Consider the following 18,311-nt stretch of genomic DNA (forward strand, 5'->3'; position numbering starts at 1 on the left):
GTGAGTGCGTAACAGTGTTAGAACACTGTTACGCACTCACGACCGGTTCGAACTCGCGGACCGAGTCGAGGGCGGCACCCATCGCGGCGTTGCCCTCGCGTTCGATCATGATCTCCACCAGGACCGGCCGGCTGGTCCGCTCGGCCTCCTTGCGGGCCCACTCCAGCGACGTCCGGATCTCGGCCGGCTCGTGCACGCGGGTGCCCGAGCAGCCGTAGGCCTCCATGATCTTGACGTTGTCCGTGCCGTTCGAGTCGTAGTGGATGTCGACCTCGAAGTTCATGTCGTAGCCGGTCTCGGCCTGGCGGATCAGGCCGAGGTATTCGTTGTTGAGCATGATCAGCACGAACCCGACGTCGTACTGGGCGGCCACCGCCAGCTCCTCGACGAGGAACTGGAACGAGTAGTCGCCGACCACACCGACGACTTCGGCCTCCGGCCGCGCCTTCTTGACGCCGATCGCGGCCGGGATCTCCCAGCCGAGCGGCCCGGCCTGGCCGCAGACCTGGTAGTGACGCGGCTTGTGCGCCTTCTGGAACTGGCCCGACCAGATCTGGTAGAGCCCGATCGCGGTGACGAAGTACGTGTCCTCGCCGAAGGTTTCGTTGATCTCCTTGAAGACCCGCGGCGCCTTGATCGGCAGGCTGTCGAAGTCGTCGCGGCGGGGAAGCGCTTCCTTCAGCTCCGCGATCCGGCCGACCCAGTCGCGCCTCCGGGAAATTTCGCGCTTCTCCAAGGCGGCCAGCAGCGCGTCCAGGAACTCACGCGTGTCCGAGACGATCCCGAGGTCCGGCCCGAACACCTTGCCCAGCTGGGTGGGTTCGATGTCGACGTGGATGAACTTCCGGTCGCCGCGGTACACCGACAGCTCGCCGGTGTGCCGGTCGCCGAACCGCGCGCCCAGGGCCAGCACCAGGTCCGCCTCCAGGAACGCCGCGTTCGCCCAGCGCTGCGACGTCTGGATGCCGGCCATCCCGGCGAACAGCTCGTGGTCCTCGGGGAAGCTGCCCTTGCCCATCAGCGTCACCTGCACCGGGACGTCCAGGCGCTCGGCCGCGGCCCGCAGCTGCTCGCTCGCCTCGCCGAGGACGACCCCGCCGCCCGCGAGGATCAGCGGACGTTCGGCTTGGAGGAGCATCTCGAGGGCCCGCTCGACCCGCGCGGACGCGGGCTTCACGGCCGTCACCGGCAGCGGCGAGTCGATCGAGGAGTCCCATTCGATGTCCTGCTTCTGGACGTCGATCGGGAGGTCGATCAGCACCGGTCCGGGGCGGCCCGAGCGGGCGACCCGGAAGGCTTCGCGGAAGATCCACGGCAGCTGCGCGGCCTCCTTGACCTGCACCGCCCACTTCGTCACCGGCTTGGCGATCTCCACGATGTCGACCGCCTGGAAGGCTTCCTGGTGCAGCTTGTTCGTCGCCGCCTGGCCGGTGATGCAGATCATCGGGATCGAGTCCGCGTGCGCGGTGTAGAGCCCGGTGATCATGTTCGTCCCGGCCGGGCCGGACGTGCCGATCGCGACGCCGACGTTCCCGTTCGTCCGGGCCCAGCCGTCGGCCATGTGCGTCGCGCCCTCTTCGTGGCGGACGATCAGGTGCCCGATCGCCCGGCCTTGTAGGGCGTTATACAGCGGGAGGATCGCGGCGCCGGGGCAGCCGAAGACGGTGTCGACGCCTTCGCTCTCCAGGACGTCGACGACCGCTTGCATGGCGGGGATTCTGGGCATGTCACACCTCCGCCGGGACGCGGCCCGACAACTGTTCGACGACCTTCAGCAAGGCCGAGTGGTCCAGGGAGCCGTGGCCCATGGCGCGGCCGGCGGCGACGAGCTGGGCGACCAGCCCGGTGAGCGGCAGCGCGACGTCCGCCTGCCGGGCGGCGGCCAGCGCGATCCCCATGTCCTTGTGGTGCAGGTCGATCCGGAACCCGGGCGCGAACTGGCGCTCCACCATGGACTTGCGCTTGAGCTCCAGGATCCGGCTGCCGGCCAGTCCCCCGGCGAGCACGTCGAGTCCCGTGGCAGCGTCCACACCGGACGCTTCGAGCAGCACGATCGCCTCGGCGACCAGGCCGTAGATGCCGCCCACGACGAGCTGGTTGGCGGCCTTGACGACCTGGCCGGCGCCGTGCGGGCCGACGTGCACGATCGTCTTGCCGAGCGCTTCCAGTACGGGCTTCCCGGCCTCGAAGTCGTCTTCGGAGCCGCCGACCATGATGGACAGCGACGCCTGCTCGGCGCCGGCCTGCCCGCCGGACACGGGAGCGTCGAGGACGCGGATCTTCTTGTCCCGCGCGGCTTCCGCGACCGCGATCGACGTCTCGGGCCGGATGGTGCTCATGTCGATCAGCAGCGTGCCCGGCTCCGCGGTCTCCAGCACGCCGCCCGAGGCCAGCACGACCTCCTCGACCTGCGGGTGGTTCGGCAGCATCGTGACCACGACGTCCGCCCCGGCCACCGCGTCCGCGACGCTGCTCGCGGCCCGCCCGCCGGCGGCCGCCAGTTTCTCGCCGGCCGCGGCGTTGACGTCGTAGCCGCTGACGTCGTGCCCGGCCGCGACCAGGTGCGCGGCCATCGGGGCGCCCATCACGCCGAGTCCGATGAATCCCAGTTTCATGCTCGTCCCCTTCGGGTTTTCGGCAGCCAGGCCAGCGATGTGACGGTGTCGGGCTCCGGGACGTACTCGATCCCGACGAACCCGTCGTAGCCCGCGTTCTGCAGCTTCGCGAGGTGCCCGCCGATGTCCAGCGAGCCGGTGCCGGGCTGGTGGCGCCCGGGCGCGTCGGCGATCTGCACGTGCCCGATCCGGGAGATGTGCTGCGTCGCCAGTGCGTCCAGGTCGTCGCCGTTGACTGCCAGGTGGTACAGGTCGGCCAGCAGCCGCACGTTGCCGCGCCCGAGGTCGTCGAGCACGGCCACGGCGTCCGCGGCGGTCTTGAGCGGATAGCGGTCCGCGCCGGAGAGCGGTTCGAGGACCAGCTGCGCCCCGATCTTCGCGGCGGCCTCCGCGGCCGTCGCGAGGTGGACCAGCGCCAGGTCGTCCTGCTTGGCCGCCTCTTCGCCGTCGAGCCGGTTGCCGTAGAGCGCGTTGAAGCTGCGGCAGCCGGTGCGTTCGGCGATCCCGAGCGCGACGCCGAGGCTGTCGGCGAACTCGGCCTCACGGCCGATCCACGACACGAGTCCCCGCTCCCCCGCCGCCATGTCGCCGGCGAAGAAGTTCAGCCCGCGCAGCCGGACGCCGTCCAGGCTCCGCACGAAGGCATCCACCTCATCGCGCGCGGGAACGGCGGTGTCGAACGGCCACCAGTACTCGACGTCGGTGAACCCGGCGTCCCGAGCGGCGGCCGCGCGCTCGAGGAGCGGGATCTCCTTGAACAGGATCGACAGGTTGGCGGCGTACGGCAGGGAGTGCCCCTCGTCTGGCATCGCGACCTCGAATTTCACTATCCGGAATTTTTCTTTCGCATATCGAGAATAGCTGCTGACCTGCGTCGCGGTCAACGGCTGGACGACGAAGGCGCCGTGGCTCGTCGAGCCACGGCGCCTTCGCGCGAACGTGCCGCTGGTGTCGCGCGTCCAAGCTTCGGTGACAGCTCGGCGGGCAAGTGCGAACGTCTTGAATGAGTCATTCAGGACCTCCGAAGACCTGTATGACTCATTCAAGACGTTTGGTGCGGGCTGCCCGGCCTGGCGCGGGCTCGGCGAGCTCGCCGGCTCCAGCGGCCCGAACGTCAAGTACCTGGCAACTCGCGGCACTAGCGGTTCTGGACGTGCTGCCAGCCGAAGCGGCCCTTGATGCACAAGTTCCCGTGCGTCACCGAGCTTTCGTGCGGTGACGTCACCTTGACGATCTCGTTGTCCTGGACGTGCAGCGTCAGGTTGCAGCCGACCCCGCAGAACGTGCACACGGTCGTCGTCGCCGTCTGGCGGGACTCGTCCCAGGTGCCGTCCTCGCGCTTGTCGTACTCGCGTTTGAAGCTGAGCGCCCCGGTCGGGCAGACCTCGACGCAGTTGCCGCAGTACACGCAGGCACTGTCGGGCAACGGGTTCGAGAACTCCGTCGAGATCCGCGCGTCGAACCCGCGGCCCGCCACGCTGATCGCGAACGAGTTCTGCCACTGGTCGCCGCACGCGTCGACGCACTTGTAGCAGAGGATGCACTTCGCGTAGTCCCGGACGTACAGCTCGTTGTCCACCAGGGCCGGTTGCGCCACGGTCGCGGCGTCCGGGCCGAAGCGATCCGGATCCGCGCCCGCCGAAGCCATCCAGCGATCGACATCCGGGGTCGTCGACAGATCCGTCGCGGACGCCAGCAGCTCCAGGACCACCTTGCGGCTGGTCCGCGTCCGCTCCGAGTCCGTGTGCACCACCATGCCCGGCTCGGCCTTGCGCGAGCACGACGGCACCAGCGTCCGCGATCCCTCGACCTCCACCATGCAGACGCGGCAGGCGTTCGCCGGTTCCAGGGTGTCGCCGTAGCACAGCGTCGGGATCTCCTTGCCCGCCGCCGTGCACGCGTCGAGGATCGTCGAGCCCTCCGGCACGCGAACCGTCGAACCGTCCACAGTGAACTCGACCAGCCGCCGCGGGATCCCGATGTCCACAATGGTCATTGCAGTACTCCCAACCGGTCGATCGCGGACTCGATGGCGTTCCACGCGGTCTGGCCGAGCCCGCAGATCGACGAGTCCCGCATCACTTGCCCGACTTCGCGCAGCAGCGGCCGTTCGTCCGACCCGGCCGTCAGGACGCGCTGGATCGCTTCCTCCTGCCGCACGGTCCCGATCCGGCACGGGACGCACTGCCCGCACGACTCGTCGCGGAAGAACGACGCGATCCGCAGCAGGAACCCGCCGAGGTCGGCCAGGTCGTCGAGCACCAGCACGACACCGGACCCCAGCGTCGTCTTCGCCGCCCGCGCGTCCTCGAACGTGAGCGGCAGATCCAGCTCGTCCGGCCGGACGAACCCGCCCGCCGCGCCACCCAGCAGGATCGCGCGCAGCGACCGGCCCTCGGGTACTCCCCCGGCCATGGTGAGAAGCGAACGCAGCGTCGTGCCGAACGGCACTTCGTAGACGCCGGAGCGTTCGACGTTCCCGGACAGGCAGAACAGCTTCGGCCCGGCCGAGGCCTCCGTGCCGAGGGAACGGTACGCGGCCGCGCCCTCGGTGAGGATCAGCGGCACGTTCACCAGCGTCTCGACGTTGTTGACGACGGTCGGCTTGCCGAACAGCCCCTTTTCGACCGGGAACGGCGGCTTCGTGCGGGGCTCGCCGCGGAAGCCCTCGATCGAGTTGAAGATCGCGGTCTCCTCGCCGCAGATGTAGGCACCCGCGCCGCGCCGGATCTCGATGTCGAACGAGAACCCCCGGTGTCCCATGATGTCCACGCCGAGGAACCCGCGTTCCCGGCAGACCTCCAGCGCGTTGCGCAGCAGCCGCAGGGCTCGCGGGTACTCGCCGCGCAGGTAGACGTAGCCCTGCCGGGCGCCGATCGCGAACGCGGCGATCGTCATCGACTCCACCAGCGCGAACGGGTCGCCTTCGAGCAGCACCCGGTCCTTGAACGTGCCGGGCTCGCTCTCGTCGGCGTTGCACACCAGGTAGTGCGGACCAGCGGGCTGGGCGGCCGTCGCGGCCCACTTGCGCCCGGTCGGGAACGCCGCCCCGCCGCGGCCGAGCAGCCCCGAGTCGGTCACCTCGCGGATCACCGCGGCCTCGCCCATGCGCAGGGCGTTCCGCAGTGCCGCGTAGCCGCCGGCCGCGCGGTAGCCGTCCAAACTGGACGGATCGACCACGCCGACCCGGCGCAGCAGCCGCAGGCCGTCCTGCTGGTGGATCACCGGTGGCGAGCCCTCGCCCGCGGGTTCCCGCCCCGCCGCCAGCACGGCCGAAGCGCCGGTCGCCGGGGCGAGCAGCTCGGTGGTGGCCGGGTCGCCGGCTTGGAACGTCAGCGCCGCGGGGGCTCGTTCGCAGACGCCGAGGCACGGGCTGCGCAGCCACGTGACCCCGGCGCGCGCCTTCCCCGCGGCGCCGACGTGCTCGGTGAGGACGTCGCACACGGTGTCCGCGCCCTTGAGCCGGCAGGCCAGGTCGGTGCACACGTGCACCACCCGTTCCGGCCGCTCCTCCAGCGCGAACAGCGAGTAGAAGCTCGCCACGCCGTACGCGTCGGCGGGCGGCACGTGCAGCGTCTCGCAGATGAGGTTGAGCGCGCCCTGGCTGATCCAGCCGACCCGGTCGTTGACCGCGTGCAGGGCGGGCAGCAGCAGGTCGCGGCCGCCACCGGCGAACCCGGCGACAGCGTCCCGTTCCTCGCTGGTGGCGACGGCGTCGAGGAGCTTGAGGTCCACCTCAGACCTCCGCCGGCAGCTTCTCGACGCGGATCGCCGCGGCTTTGTACTCGGCGGTCCCGGCGATCGGGCAGGTCGCCTCGATGGTGATGACGTTGACGTCCACCTCGTCCGGGAAGTGGAAGGTCATGAACGCCAGCCCCGGCTTCAGCCCGGTGTCGAGCCGGACCGGCGCGACGATTTCCCCGCGCCGCGAGGAGATCCGGACCAGCTCGTCGGGTTCGACGCCCAGCGACCGCGCGTCCTCCGGGCAGAGGTCGAGCGTCTCGCCCTGCCGCATCGGGGACGAGAACCCGCCCGACTGGACGCCCGTGTTGTAGGAATCCAGCCGCCGCCCGGTGGTCAGCCGGATCGGGAACTCCTCGGTGAGCAGGTCGACCGGCGGGCTGTGCTCGAGCACGGTGAACGGCGCCGGGCGGCCGCGCTCGGCGGGGTCGTCGGCCCACAGGCGGCCGTGCAGGAACGTCGGTTCGAGGGTGTCTTCGGAGTAGCACGGCCACTGGATGCCGCCGAGCTCTTCGAGGCGCGTGTAGGACATCCCGGCGTGCATCGGCGACAGCGAACGCAGCTCGTCCCAGACCTCCTCGCCGCCGGTGTAGCGCCAGTCGTGGCCGAGCCGGCGGGCCAGCTCCGCCAGCAGCTCGATGTCGTCGCGCGCGCCGTCGGGCGGTTCGAGGGCCTTGCGGACGCGCTGGACCCGGCGTTCGGAGTTGGTGAAGGTGCCGTCGCTCTCGCACCAGGCCGCCGACGCGGGCAGCACGACGTCGGCCAGCTGCGCGGTCTTGGTGAGGAAGATGTCCTGAACGATCAGGTGATCCACGTTGGACAGTCGCTTGATCGTGTGCTCGCAGTCCGCTTCGGACTGGACCGGGTTCTCGCCGATGATGTACACGCAGGTCAGGTCGCCGCGGTCCATCGCGTCGAGCATCTGCGTGAGGTTGAGGCCCTTGTACGGCGGGATCGACGAGCCCCACGCGGCGTCGAACTTGGCCCGGACATCCGCGTCGAGGACATCCTGGAAACCCGGCATGCGGTCCGGGATGGCGCCCATGTCGCCGCCGCCCTGGACGTTGTTCTGCCCGCGCAGCGGGTTCAGCCCGGCGCCGTAGCGGCCGACCTGACCGGCCAGCAGCGCGAGGTTGATCAGCGAGAGGACGTTGTCGGTGCCGTTGTGGTGCTCGGTGATGCCGAGGGTCCACGACATCTGCCCGCGGTCGGCGCGGGCGTAGGTGTGCGCGAGCTCCTTGATCAGCTCGGCCGGGACGCCGGTGGTCTTCTCCGCGACCTCCAGGGTCCACGGTTCGACCGATGCGGCGAACTCGGCGAAGCCCTCGGTGGCGCGCTCGATGAACGTCGTGTTCGCCAGCCCGGAGTGGATGATCTCGCGCGCGATGGCGTGGGCCAGCGGGATGTCGGTGCCGACTTCGAGCTGCAGCTGGCGGTGCGCCCAGCTCCCGGTGCTGGTCCGGCGCGGGTCGACGACGAAGAGCTTCGCTCCCCGGTGGACGGCTTTGAGCACATGGTGGAAGAAGATCGGGTGCGCCTCGCGCGGATTGCCGCCCCAGATCACGATGACGTCGGCGTCCTCGATCTCCTGGTAGGACGACGTCCCGCCGCCGCTGTCGAACACGCGCGCCAGCCCGGCGACGCTCGGCGCGTGACAGGTGCGGTTGCACGAGTCGACGTTGTTCGTGCCGATCACCGCGCGGGTGAACTTCTGGGCGACGAAGTTCATCTCGTTGGTCGCCCGGGCGCACGAGAACATCCCGAACGCCTCGGGGCCCTTGCTGTCGAGCGTGCGGCGGATCCCGGCGGCGGCCCGGTCGAGAGCCTCCTCCCAGGTCGCCGGCCGCAGCACGCCGGAGTCGCGCACCAGGGGCTGGGTGAGCCGGATGTACGGCTCGGTCTTCTTGCGCTTCACGGGCACCTCCGGTTCAGTGCGCCCCGACGGGGACGGGCGGGTTGCTGGTGTGGTCGAGCAGCGAGATGGCGGCGTGGACGTGCCGCAGCGCCGGCGCGGGCACGCCGGTGAGGCCGGCCAGCTCCACGACCGCGCCGATGATCGCGTCGATCTCGAGGGGCTTGCCCGCTTCGAGGTCCTGCAGCATCGACGTCTTGTGGTGGCCGACGCGCCAGGCGCCGTCGATGCGCTTCTCGACCGAGACGCCCGGGTCGCTGCCGGCCGCGCGGGCGATGGCGAGGGCTTCGGTCATCATCGTGGCCACGAGCGCGCGCGTGTCGTCGTGCTCGCACATCTGCGCCATGGTCGCCCGGGTCAGCGCCGAGAGCGGGTTGAAGGCGACGTTGCCCATCAGCTTGACCCAGATGTCGTTGCGCAGCTCGGGTTCGACCGGCGCCTTGAGCCCGCCGGCGATCATCGCCGCGCTGAGCACCTTGCACCGCGCGGAGATCTCGCCGTCCGGCTCGCCGAGGGAGAACCGGGTGCCTTCGAGGTGCCGGATCACGCCCGGTTCTTCGATGACCGTGGAGCAGTAGACGACGCAGCCGATCGCGCGCCGCAGCTCGAGCACGGCGGTCACCGAGCCACCCGGGTCCACGGTCTCGACGCGGTGCCCTTCGAGCGGATGTCCCGTCAGGCCGTGGAAGTACCACCACGGGATGCCGTTCTGTGCGGCCACGATTGCGGTGTCCGGGCCGAGCAGCGGGGCCAAGAGCGGTTCGCACGAGGCGTAGGAGTTGGCCTTCAGGCCGAGGAAGACGAAGTCGACCGGGCCGACTTCGGCCGGGTCGTCCGTGACGTGCGGGTGTGCGGTGAAGTCGCCGCGCGGGCTGAGCACGCGGACGCCGTGCTCGCGCATCGCGGCGAGGTGGGCCCTCCGGGCGATCAGGTGCACTTCGGTCCCGCCGCGGTGCAGCGCGGCCCCGACGTAGGCACCGATCGCCCCGGCCCCGAGAACAGCCACCTTCATGTTGTGCCTCCCACTTCGGTCCAGCACGTAATTGCATACAGTATCCTGGATCCACCGCCGAGACCAGGTTTTGGCGACCGGAGAGTGCGTGAAACTCCCGACAGGGTGAGATTCTGGGATTTTGCATACCAAAACCTGTATCCTGATCAGAGATCTTCGCGTTCCTCTCCCTTCCGAGGTGTCCCGTGAGCCAGCCCGCTTCCCCGCTCCACGACCGCGGCCCGTCCGGCCGCCGCACGGCCAAGGGCTCGCTCAGCTCGACCGCCGCCAAGCGCGTCGAGCGGCCCGCCCCCCTGCGCCAGGTCGTCTACGAGGCCCTCGCCGAGCTGATCATCAACCGCACGCTCGAGCCCGGGCAGCACCTGGTCGAAGCCGACCTGGCCGAATACCTCGGCGTCAGCCGGCAGCCCGTCCGCGAAGCCCTGCAGCGCCTGCAGAGCGAAGGCTGGGTCGACCTCCGCCCGGCGCAAGGCGCGTTCGTGCACCTGCCGACCGACGAAGAGGCCGACCAGCTGCTGAGCGTCCGCAGCGTGCTGGAGACGCACTCGGCGAAGCTCGCCGCCCAGCACGCCACCCCGGCGGACGTCGACCGGCTCTGGGAACTCCAGAAAGTCGGGGTCGACGCCCTCGAAGCCGAAGACACCGAAGGCCTGGTGGCCGCCAACGCCGCCCTGCACGCGTTTATCACCCAGCTGTCGGGGAACGCCGTACTGGCGGAGCTGATCGGCCTGGTCGACCGCCGGGTCCGCTGGTACTACACGCCGATCGCCCGGCCCCGCGGCCAGGACGCCTGGCACGAACACGAGGAACTGATCACCGCCATCGCCACGGAAGACGCGGAGATGGCCGAGAAGATCATGGGCAAGCACACCGAACGGACCCGCCAGGCCTACCACGAACGTCCGGAGGCTCCCCGATCCTGATTTCGGCAGGACCGGGGAGCACGCTCCGCCTTCTGGGGCCGAGCCCCAGACCCCGGGGGGCAAGCCCCCCGGACCCCCCCAGAGAGGGGTTAGCCGCCCGCAGTGGCGGAAGGCCGCGCCACCAGCTCGGTTTCGGCGAGCTGGTGGCGCGTCCGCTTAGGCTGGCGCAGGAAGAGCGTCAGCACCGCGGACAGGAGCGCGATGCACCCGGCGAGCACGTACGCGCCGGTGTAGCCCCACGCGCTGATGACCCCCGCGGCGAGCCCGCCGCCGCCGACACCACCGATCAGTTTCGCGCTGTAGACCAGGCCGTAGTTCGACGCGTTGTTGTTCTCGCCGAAGTAGTCCGGCACCAGCGCGGCGAACAGCGGGTAGAAGGCCCCGCCGCCGAACCCGGTCAGGAACGCGAACACCATGAACAGGAACAGGTTGTGCGTGTTCCCGGCGTACATCACGCCGAACTGCGCGCCACCGGCGATCACCAGGACGATGGTGAGCGTCTGCCGCCGGCCGATCCGGTCCGACACCCAGCCGACGACCGCACGCCCGGTGCCGTTGACGATCGAGAGCACGCCCGCCGACGACGCCGCGACGAACGCCCCGAAACCGCTTTCCTTGGCGAAGGGCACCTGGAAGTTGATGCCGAACAGCGAAACCCCGCCGATGATCACCAGGCACACCCACATCAGCGGGAGCATGCCGGTCCGGATCGCCTCCATCGGGGAGAACTGCTTCACCGCGGGCGGGTTCTTGGCCAGGCCGCCGCTCTTGGTCCGCCGGTTCGCGGCCCAGTTCTTCGGGTCGACCTCCTGCGGCCACCAGCTCTTCGGCGGGTCCTTGAACAGGAACCCGCAGACCCCGACGACCAGCAGCATGTAGACGCCGATGATGTCGAGGATCACCGTGTAGTTGGTCGGGGTCAGGAACGCGGCGAAGATGTAGATGAACGGGACGGCGCCGTAGGCGAACCCGCCGTTGACGAAGCCCGTCCTCGCACCCCGTTTCTCGGGGTACCACTTCCCGACCATGTTGATGCAGGTGGCGTAGACCAGCCCGGCGCCGGTGCCGCCGAGCACGGAGTACCCGACGAACGCCACCGCCAGGTTGCCGCTGTGCGAGATCGTGAAGTAGCCGATGCCGCTGCACACCGCTCCGGCCAGCATGGCCGTCTTGGCCGACACGATGTTCTTCTCCCGCAACCGCCCGGCCGGGAACGCCACCCCGGCCTGGAAGACGGCCCAGATGCTGGCCAGCCAGAAGGCGTCGCTCAGCGACCAGCCGTACTTGTCTTCCAACGTGCCTTCGACAGCGCCCCAGCCGTATTCGAAGACACTGACCGCCATCATGGCGATCCAGGGCAGCCACACCATCCAGCTTCGCGAGCGCCCCATGATGTCCTGAGGTGTCTCGCCTACTCGGTAGACCCGTCCGTTCTCGTCAACGATCTCCTGGTAAGTCGCTGCGGTCATAAGAGTTCTCTTTCGTCACCGTTGACTCGTGTCCCTCTGTTGCCGTCGTGCGGTGGATCTTCGTCCTTTCTCCTTCAGTGAGCCAGCCCCTGTGGAGGACGCTCAGAGCAGGCCCGCGGCCCGCGCCCAGCGGTACTTCGCGCCGAGCACCGCGACGGGCTTCTCGGTCGTGTAGGGATAGGCGACGACGCCGTGGTCGTAGAGGTAGGTGCTCGCCTCCTCGACTTCGACGTCACCGGAGAGCGACGCGACGACGGGCTTGTGGATGCCCTTCGCGCGGTACTCCTCGACCACTTCCGAGACGAGCTCCGCGAACACCATCGGCGGGGTGACGATGGTGTGCCAGTAGCCCAGGATCAGGGCGTGGATGCGGTCGTCCTCGAGGCCCAGCGCGATCGTGTTGCGGTAGGTCGAGGGCGGCTCGCCGCCGGTGATGTCCACCGGGTTGCCGGCCGCGCCGAAGGGCGGGATGAACTTCCGGAACGCCGTGTCGAGGTCCGGCGGGATCTCCATGAGGTCCAGCCCGTTGTCGACGCAGGCGTCCGAGAGCAGCACGCCCGAGCCGCCGGCGCCGGTGATGATGACGACGTTCTCGCCCTGCGGCGTGGGCAGCAGCGGGATGCCGCGGGCGTACTCGAGCATGTCATTCAGCCCGGGCGCCCGGATCACGCCGCTCTGCCGGAGGATGTCGTCGTACACCTTGTCGTCGCCGGCCAGCGCGCCCGTGTGCGAACTGGCCGCCTTGGCACCCTGCGACGTCCGCCCGGCCTTGAGCACCACGACCGGCTTGCGCTTCGAGACGCGCTTCGCCGTCTCGGCGAACGACCGGCCGTCCTTGAGGTCTTCGAGGTGCATCGCGACGAGCTGCGTGTTGTCGTCCTGCTCGAAAAAGGTGAGCAGGTCGTCCTCGTCGATGTCGGCCTTGTTCCCTACGCCGACGATCGAGGACACGCCCATCTTCGCCGAGCGGCTGAACCCGAGGATCGCCATCCCGATCCCGCCGCTCTGCGACGACAGGGCGACGCCGCCTTTGACGTCGTACGGGGTGCAAAACGTCGCCGACAGGTTCTCCGGCGTGTAGTAGTAGCCGTAGATGTTGGGCCCGAGGATGCGCACGCCGTGCTTGCGCGCGATCGCGACGACCTCGTCCTGCAGCTCGATGTTGCCGGTCTCGCCGAAGCCGGACGGGATGAGGATCGCACCGGCCGCGCCCTTCTTGCCGACCTCTTCCAGCGCCGCGGGGACGAACTTCGCCGGGATGGCGAAGACCGCGACGTCGACGTCGCCGGGTACGTCGGTGATGCTGGCGTACGCCTTGCGGTCGAGGATCTCGGTGGCCTTCGGGTTGATCGGGTGGATCTCCCCCGCGTAACCGCCGTTGACCAGGTTCTTCATCACCGAGTTGCCGATCTTGCCGGCCTCGGCCGACGCACCGATCACCGCGATCGACGCCGGCTTCATGATCCGGTTCATCGAGGCGAGGATCTCCTCCTGGGTGAACCGGAAGGGTTCCTTCGCCGCGTCCGGGTCGACCAGGATCCGCACGTCCACCGCGGTGGCTCCGGACGGTGTCGCGAGGACCGGGTTGAGGTCCACTTCGGACAGCTGCGGGAAGTCGGCGACCAGCTGCCCGAGCCCGGTGATCACGGCGGCGAGCGCGTCTCGGTCGACCGGCTCGGCGCCGCGCACACCCCGGAGGATCTCCGCGGCCTGGATGCCGTCGATCATCGACAGCGCTTCCTCGGTGCTCGTCGGCGCGAGCCGGAAGGTGACGTCCTTGAGCACCTCCACCAGCACGCCGCCGAGGCCGAACGCGACGATCTTGCCGAAGGTCCGGTCGGTGACCGAGCCGATGATCACTTCCTGGCCCTCGGTGAGCATCTGCTGCACCTGGACGCCGAGGATCCGCGCGTCGGCGTCGTACGCCTTCGCGTTGTCGACGATCTTCGTGAAGCCCGCCTTCACCGCTTCGGCGTCCCTCAGGCCGACGAGCACGCCGCCGGCCTCGGTCTTGTGCAGGATGTCCGGCGAGACGATCTTGAGCACGACCGGCAGGCCGATCTCTTCGGCGTGGGCCACGGCCTCCTCGGCGGTGGCCGCCAGCCGCTCGGCCGGCGTCGGGATCCCGTAGGCCTCACAAACCGCACGCCCCTCGGGCGCGGTCAGCGAAGACCGGCCCTCGGCGGCCGCCTGGTCGAGGATCTTCTCGACCGCCGCGCGATCCGCCACTCAGATCACCCCCGCCGCGCGGAACTTCTCGAGCTCCGCCTCGCCGTAGCCGAGCTCGGCCAGCACTTCGTCGTTGTGCTCGCCCAGCAGCGGCGGCCGTTCGATCTCGACCGGTGAGTCGGACAGCTTGAGCGGGCATCCGACGGTCTTGAAGCTGCCGCGCTCCGGGTGCGCCACCTCGACGACTGAGCCGAGCTCGGCCAGGGTGTCGTCCTCGATCAGTTCCTTGGTGGACAGGATCGGGCCGCACGGGATGTTGCAGGCGTTGAGCTTCTCCATCACTTCCCACTTGGTGTGCTTCTCGGTCCACTCCTCCACGAGCGCGAACATCTTGTCCAGTTTGGACAGCCGGACTTCGGGAGTGGCCCAGGCCGGGTCCTCGGCCAGCTCCTCCTTGCCGATCAGCCGGGCGAGCGGGGCCCACCCGGGTGGCTGGACGATCACGTAGATGTAGTCGTTCGGCCCGCCGGGCGCGCACTTGACCGCCCAGCCGGGCTGGCCGCCGCCGGAGGCGTTGCCCGAGCGTGGGACCTCGTCGCCGAACTGGTCGTTCGGGTATTCGCCGAGCGGGCCGTGGGTGAGGCGCTGCTGGTCGCGCAGCTTCACCCGGCAGAGGTTGAGCACGGCGTCCTGCATGGCGACCTGGACGCGCTGGCCGCGGCCGGTGGAGGTCCGCTGGAACAGGGCGGCGAGGATGGCGGCCACCAGGTGGATGCCGGTGCCGGAGTCGCCGATCTGCGCGCCGGTCGCGGTCGGCGGCCCGTCCTCGAAGCCGGTCGTGCTCATCGCGCCGCCCATGGCCTGCGCGATCACCTCGTAGGCCTTGAAGTCCGCGTAGCGGCCGGGGCCGAACCCCTTGATGGAGGCGTAGATCAGCCGCGGGTTGAGCGCGGAGAGCTTGTCCCAGGGGTAGCCGAACCGGTCGACGACGCCGGGGCCGAAGTTCTCGACCAGGATGTCCACTCCGGACACGAGCTTCTCGAAGACTTCCTTGCCCTCGGCGCTCTTCATGTTGAGCGTGATGCTGCGCTTGTTGGAGTTCAGCATCGTGAAGTAGAGGCTGTCGACGCCGGGCAGGTCGCGCAGCTGGCCGCGGGTGATGTCGCCCCGGCCGGGGGTCTCGAGCTTGATCACGTCCGCGCCGAGCCAGGCCAGCAGCTGCGTCGACGACGGTCCGGACTGCACGTGCGTCATGTCGAGGACGCGCACGCCCTCCAGTGCCTTACCCATGTGGCCTCCGCTCACTTGTACATGGTCTGGTTCATGGTTCCGGGGGCGTACACGTCGGGGTCGACCCAGACGTTGATCAGCGACGGCTTGCCCGACTCGCGGGCCCGCTGCAGCGCCGGCGCGATGTCGGCCGGGTCGCGGACCTCTTCGCCGTAGCCGCCGAGCATCCGGGCGAACTCGTCGTAGCGGACGTCGCCGAGGGTGTTGCCGACGCGCTCACGCGGCAGGCCGTACTTCGCGGCCTGGCCGTAGCGGATCTGGTTCATCGACGAGTTGTTGCCGACGATCCCGACGAACGGCAGGTTGAACCGCACCAGCGTCTCGAAGTCCCAGCCGGTGAGGCTGAAGGCGCCGTCACCGAAGAGCGCGACGACTTCCTTGTCGGGGCGGGCATGCTTGGCGGCCAGGACGAACGGGATGCCGACGCCGAGTGTCCCGAGTGGACCGGGGTCCATCCAGTGGCCGGGCGACTTGGGCTGCACGACCTGGCCGGAGAAGGTGACGATGTCGCCGCCGTCGCCGATGTAGATCGAGTCCTCGGTGAGGAACTCGTTGATCTCGTGGACCAACCGGTACGGGTGGATCGGGCTCGCGTCGGAGTGCTGCAGCGGCAGCCGCTTCTGCTTCGCCTTCTCCTCGACGGCCTGTAGCTCTTCGAGCCAGGCCTTGCGGCCGACCGCGCCGTTGTCGGCGCGCCCGGACGCGGCCTCGGCGACCGCGGCCAGGACCTGCCCGGCGTCGCCGACGATGCCGAGGTCGACGTCGCGGTTCTTGCCGACCGTGCGGTAGTCGAGGTCGATCTGCACGACGGTGGCGTCCTTCGACAGCCGCTTGCCGTAGCCCATCCGGAAGTCGAACGGGGTCCCGACGATGATGATGACGTCGGCGTTGTCGAAGGCGTAGCGGCGCGAGAGCTGGAAGTGGTGCGGGTCGCCCGGCGGCAGTGTGCCGCGGCCGGCGCCGTTCATGTACGCCGGGATGTTCAGCGTGCGCACCAGGTCGACGGCCGGCTCGGTGGCGCGGGTCGTCCAGACCTGGCTGCCGAGCAGGATGGCCGGCTTTTTCGCGTGCACCAGCAGGTCGGCGAGCTTGTCGATGTCGGCGGGGTCGCCGGCGTTCTTCGTCGACGCGCGGTAGCGGCCGGCTTCCGGGATCCGGGCCTGATCGAGGGGAACCCGCGCGTCGAGGACGTCACGCGGGATCTCGAGGAACGACGGGCCGGGCGCGCCCGCGTAGGCCTCGCGGAACGCCATCGAGACGAGGTCGGCCACGCGCGCGGTGTGCGGGACAGTGGCGGCGAACTTCGTGATCGGCGTCATCATGTCCACGTGCGGGAGGTCTTGCAGGGACCCCATCTTGTGCTGGGTCAGCGCGCCCTGGCCGCCGATGAGCAGCATCGGGCTTTCCGCGCGCAGGGCGTTCGCGACGCCGGTGACGGCGTCGGTGGTGCCGGGGCCGGCGGTGACGACCGCGCAGCCGGGCTTGCCGGTGATCCGCGCGTAGCCGTCGGCCGCGTGCGCCGCGACCTGCTCGTGGCGGACGTCGATGACCTCGATGCCTTCGTCGACGCAGCCGTCGTAGATGTCGATGATGTGACCGCCGCAGAGCGTGAAGATCGTGTCGACGCCTTCGGCCTTCAACGCCTTCGCCACCAGGTGGCCGCCGGATATCCCGGCCGGCGCGGGCTCGGCGCCGATCGTCGGTCGGGCACTCTCCCCCGCGGTGGTGCCGGTCGTGGTCAGCGCCATTGCTCAACTCCTCTGGTCCGCCGCCGGATCTCTCTTGTCCGGCGCTCCGTACTCCGGTCCGCTCGCCGCCGCCCCCTGTCCGTCGAGGTCAGCGGCCTCTTCGCGGCAGACTGTAGATTGCATACCGTATGGGGTAGGCATATAGTCACTCTTCAAGCAGCCCGTGTCCAGGGCTATCCGCAGGGTTTTTCCCGGGCCTCGATCCGGCCCCCGCGGACCGTCACCGCACCCCCGGACACGGCGGACCTCCTTGCCCTGCACCGCCGCGGAAAGGACGCCCCCGCATGGACCTCTTCGAACACGAAGCCCGAGATCTCTTCGAGAAGCACGGCGTTCCCGTCCCCCGTGGCCGGGTCGCCGCCGATCCCGCCGCGGCCCGGTCCGCGGCCGCCGAACTCGGCGGCCCGGTTGTCGTGAAGGCGCAGGTGAAGACGGGCGGACGGGGCAAGGCGGGCGGCGTCCGCGTAGTACATACAGCCGACGACGCCGAGCAGGCCGCCGACGACATCCTCGGCATGGACATCAAGGGCCACACCGTGCACCGCGTCCTGGTGACCGAGGCCAGCGAGATCACCGACGAGTACTACGTCTCGTTCCTGCTCGACCGCGCCGGGCGGACGTTCCTCGCGATGGCGTCGACCGAAGGCGGGATGGAGATCGAGGAGGTCGCGGCGACCCGGCCGGACGCCCTGGTGCGAGTTCCGGTCGACCCGCTCGCCGGCGTCGACTCGGCCGCGGTGGCCGCGGCGTTCCCCGCCGACGTCCGCGGCGAGGTCGCCGGCGTCGTCGAGAAGCTGTGGGACGTCTTCGTCGCCGAGGACTGCACGCTCGTCGAGGTCAATCCCCTGGCCAGCACGTCGACGGGAATCGTCGCGCTCGACGGCAAGATCACTTTGGATGACAACGCGTCGTTCCGCCGTCTCGCCGCCTTCGACGACCCGCTGGACGGCGACCCTCTCGAACGCGAAGCGCAGGCCAAGGGCCTCAACTACGTCAAGCTCGACGGCGACATCGGCGTGATCGGCAACGGCGCCGGCCTGGTGATGTCCACTTTGGACGTCGTCGCGGCGGCCGCCGCGGAGGCGGGCGCGCGCGGGCCGGCGAACTTCCTCGACATCGGCGGCGGCGCCTCGGCCGAGGTGATGGTGAACGGGCTGACCGTCATCCTGGGCGACCCACAGGTGCGGAGCGTGTTCGTCAACGTCTTCGGCGGGATCACCGCGTGCGACGCCGTCGCGACCGGGATCGTGCGCTCGCTGGAGATCCTCGGATCCCGCGCCACCAAGCCCCTGGTCGTCCGGCTCGACGGGAACAACGTCGCCGAAGGCAGGCGGATCCTCGCCGAAGCCGCCCACCCCCTGGTCACCGTGGTGGCCACCATGGACGACGCCGCCCGCGAGGCGGCGAAGCTCGCGATCGCGGAGGTCTGAGC

General features: G+C 69.7%; 13 protein-coding genes. 2 read left to right on the plus strand and 11 right to left on the minus strand.

The window, feature by feature from the left end; all coding sequences use genetic code 11:
- Window positions 1–28 precede the first annotated feature (28 nt).
- From gcl to QQ657_RS51500, 7 genes are all read right to left on the minus strand, one after another.
- Entirely contained in the window at window positions 29–1,726 is a 1,698-nt protein-coding gene (gene gcl, locus QQ657_RS51470) for a glyoxylate carboligase (protein WP_284749790.1), read from the minus strand.
- A gap of 1 nt (window position 1,727) precedes the next feature.
- Window positions 1,728–2,615 carry a 2-hydroxy-3-oxopropionate reductase gene (locus tag QQ657_RS51475; protein ID WP_284749791.1) on the minus strand — a complete coding sequence of 296 codons (888 nt, stop codon included), beginning with the start codon at window positions 2,613–2,615 and terminating at the stop codon, window positions 1,728–1,730.
- The gene (locus tag QQ657_RS51480) at window positions 2,612–3,424 is read right to left on the minus strand and encodes a hydroxypyruvate isomerase family protein (protein ID WP_284749828.1); all 813 of its coding nucleotides are present in this window, start codon (window positions 3,422–3,424) and stop codon (window positions 2,612–2,614) included. Before QQ657_RS51480 ends, QQ657_RS51475 begins: the two co-directional genes overlap by 4 nt.
- A gap of 329 nt (window positions 3,425–3,753) precedes the next feature.
- Window positions 3,754–4,611, minus strand: coding sequence for a 2Fe-2S iron-sulfur cluster-binding protein (locus QQ657_RS51485; RefSeq protein ID WP_284749792.1), 858 nt, complete (start codon window positions 4,609–4,611; stop codon window positions 3,754–3,756).
- A complete protein-coding gene (locus QQ657_RS51490; protein WP_284749793.1) occupies window positions 4,608–6,350 on the minus strand; it encodes an NAD(P)H-dependent oxidoreductase subunit E in 1,743 nt (580 codons plus the stop codon). Before QQ657_RS51490 ends, QQ657_RS51485 begins: the two co-directional genes overlap by 4 nt.
- Before the next feature lies 1 nt (window position 6,351).
- Window positions 6,352–8,271: a molybdopterin oxidoreductase family protein gene (locus tag QQ657_RS51495; protein ID WP_284749794.1), complete on the minus strand. Its 1,920-nt coding sequence runs from the start codon at window positions 8,269–8,271 to the stop codon at window positions 6,352–6,354.
- A 13-nt stretch (window positions 8,272–8,284) separates the two neighbouring features.
- A complete protein-coding gene (locus QQ657_RS51500) occupies window positions 8,285–9,280 on the minus strand; it encodes a 2-dehydropantoate 2-reductase (RefSeq protein ID WP_284749795.1) in 996 nt (331 codons plus the stop codon).
- A 185-nt stretch (window positions 9,281–9,465) separates the two neighbouring features.
- On the opposite strand from QQ657_RS51500, the gene QQ657_RS51505 reads away from it, so the two are divergent.
- Entirely contained in the window at window positions 9,466–10,203 is a 738-nt protein-coding gene (locus tag QQ657_RS51505; RefSeq protein WP_284749796.1) for a GntR family transcriptional regulator, read from the plus strand.
- Window positions 10,204–10,292: 89 nt separating this feature from the next.
- Here QQ657_RS51505 and QQ657_RS51510 read toward each other — a convergent pair whose 3' ends face one another.
- The 4 genes from QQ657_RS51510 to QQ657_RS51525 all read right to left on the minus strand — a co-directional run bounded on the left by QQ657_RS51510 (window position 10,293) and on the right by QQ657_RS51525 (window position 16,879).
- Complete coding sequence (locus QQ657_RS51510; RefSeq protein WP_284749797.1) at window positions 10,293–11,672, minus strand: OFA family MFS transporter; 1,380 nt, start codon at window positions 11,670–11,672, stop codon at window positions 10,293–10,295.
- A gap of 102 nt (window positions 11,673–11,774) precedes the next feature.
- Entirely contained in the window at window positions 11,775–13,901 is a 2,127-nt protein-coding gene (locus tag QQ657_RS51515) for an acetate--CoA ligase family protein (protein ID WP_284749798.1), read from the minus strand.
- Window positions 13,902–15,131 carry a formyl-CoA transferase gene (gene frc, locus QQ657_RS51520; RefSeq protein ID WP_284749799.1) on the minus strand — a complete coding sequence of 410 codons (1,230 nt, stop codon included), beginning with the start codon at window positions 15,129–15,131 and terminating at the stop codon, window positions 13,902–13,904.
- A gap of 11 nt (window positions 15,132–15,142) precedes the next feature.
- Window positions 15,143–16,879 carry a thiamine pyrophosphate-binding protein gene (locus QQ657_RS51525; RefSeq protein WP_284749800.1) on the minus strand — a complete coding sequence of 579 codons (1,737 nt, stop codon included), beginning with the start codon at window positions 16,877–16,879 and terminating at the stop codon, window positions 15,143–15,145.
- Window positions 16,880–17,163: 284 nt separating this feature from the next.
- Between QQ657_RS51525 and sucC the strand changes: the two genes are divergently transcribed.
- On the plus strand, window positions 17,164–18,309 hold the full coding sequence (gene sucC, locus QQ657_RS51530) for an ADP-forming succinate--CoA ligase subunit beta (RefSeq protein ID WP_284749801.1): 1,146 nt from the start codon (window positions 17,164–17,166) through the stop codon (window positions 18,307–18,309).
- Window positions 18,310–18,311 lie beyond the last annotated feature (2 nt).

This window comes from Amycolatopsis ponsaeliensis (assembly GCF_030182635.1).
GTDB classification, from domain to species: Bacteria; Actinomycetota; Actinomycetes; order Mycobacteriales; family Pseudonocardiaceae; genus Amycolatopsis; species Amycolatopsis ponsaeliensis.